At 35.3% G+C, this 1,543-nt stretch carries 1 protein-coding gene and 1 pseudogene; one reads left to right on the top strand and one right to left on the bottom strand.

What is annotated here, in order from left to right; translation table 11 throughout:
- Positions 1 to 219: pseudogene (locus tag A5N88_RS23950) on the bottom strand (fatty acid desaturase); the annotation flags it as partial.
- A gap of 883 nt (positions 220 to 1,102) precedes the next feature.
- Between A5N88_RS23950 and A5N88_RS23945 the strand changes: the two are divergent.
- On the top strand, positions 1,103 to 1,297 hold the full coding sequence (locus A5N88_RS23945) for a hypothetical protein (RefSeq protein ID WP_066270823.1): 195 nt from the start codon (positions 1,103 to 1,105) through the stop codon (positions 1,295 to 1,297).
- Positions 1,298 to 1,543 lie beyond the last annotated feature (246 nt).

Below are 1,543 nucleotides of genomic sequence, written 5' to 3'. Positions count from 1 at the left end.
GCAATCATGAAAAATAATAAATATTCGGACCAAAAACCCCGCATTGATAATCGAAATAGGCAAAGAAAGCCAAAATGAAACCTTTAAACCCTCATAAGCAAGAATCCATAAAACAAGGAAAGGCAAAAATGTATTTAAAATTTGTTTATAAGCTCTTTTATCAATAGCCTTTTCAAAAGGCTTAACTTTTTCTCTTAATTCAATTTTTTTATTTTTCATAAAGCAATCCTTTCAAATCTGTATCTATCAGAATTATATCTGAATGAACTTTATTAATTTCTTCTCGTATGGATTCTAGTAACGTTACTATTTTTTCCATTCTTAATCACTCCTGTTTTTATTATAACGAATAGGACGGAGCAAGTTGAATGAAAATATTGGAGCTCGAAGAAGAATTTATCATTCAGGCGATATTCAGTCCTCACTGCATTCGTTCTGAGTGGGGGATAGGGTAGGTAGTAATGGGTTTTCTCCTGAATGATTGGGAACGGCTCACAGGGCTGTTTTTGTGGGTTTTAAGCACATTGTCCCTTTATAAAGGCGAATTGATGATAGGAGATGGTGATTGAATGAGGGGAGGCAGTGAAAAAAGGTATTTAGAGCCGATTTCATTTGACTTTTTATGTAAAACAATATAGGTACATTAGAAGAGGTGATATTACTATGAAAAAGTTTGTCTGTGGGATTGATTTTAGGTTTTTCCATAGTTCAAGGTTATAGAATATCCATCAAATCAAACAGAATAAGTGTGGATTCTAGTCGTGGGTATTGGTTCGGCGGGATGATTTTATGATTCCGTTTCTGCTGCTGATGATTATTACGTTCAATTGGGTGAAACATCTTTATTAAAACACGCTCAGGCGGTAAAAAACGGCTCAATTAGCCGTTTTTATATGGAGTTGTGGCTGATGTCCTGGTGTGGCCCAAAAGCTGAGAAATCATACTGTTTATGAGCCTACGGATTCTATAGACCCGTTACGGGTCTTTTTTCATTGAACTATAGGGGCAGGTTAGTTTGAAATAAAGGTTTACTATTTCTTTGAATCGGGTAAAACGAATTGGGTAAAAGGAATCAGATAAGAGAAAATAGGGGGACAACTAAGTGGCCGTTCCTAAAAGAAATAGATATGTAGTGAGTGTTACAGGGAATGGTGAAACCAAGCAGATAGTAATCATTGCTAATGATTTGGAAGGAATGTATAGAGAAGTATACAGGCTTTATGGTTCCCTGCTTAAAGATTTAAATGGCAATTATACAGGGGGAACCATTTCATATAAGGAATCAACCTTAAATTAGATATTAAAGGCACTCATAAAAGGGTGTCTTTTTTTCTACTAAAAATTACGGTTTTCTCTTTTTTAAGACTTCCTAGACCAATGTTATGTTGCTTCTTCTTGTTCAACTAACGGGGGCAGGTTAGCTTAAGAAGGAAAATTATGCCCCACGGGCAGTTACGTTCTACCCTGGCTACTGATATAATAAGACCAAAATAAATAAGGTCAACCAGAAATATTTAGCATTCTGGTTAACCTTATAATACGA

It is taken from the genome of Heyndrickxia acidicola (genome assembly GCF_001636425.1).
Classification (GTDB): domain Bacteria; phylum Bacillota; class Bacilli; order Bacillales; family Bacillaceae_C; genus Bacillus_AE; species Bacillus_AE acidicola.
The sequence above is the reverse complement of the archived record's forward strand: the minus strand, read 5'-3'. Positions and strand labels throughout refer to the sequence as shown.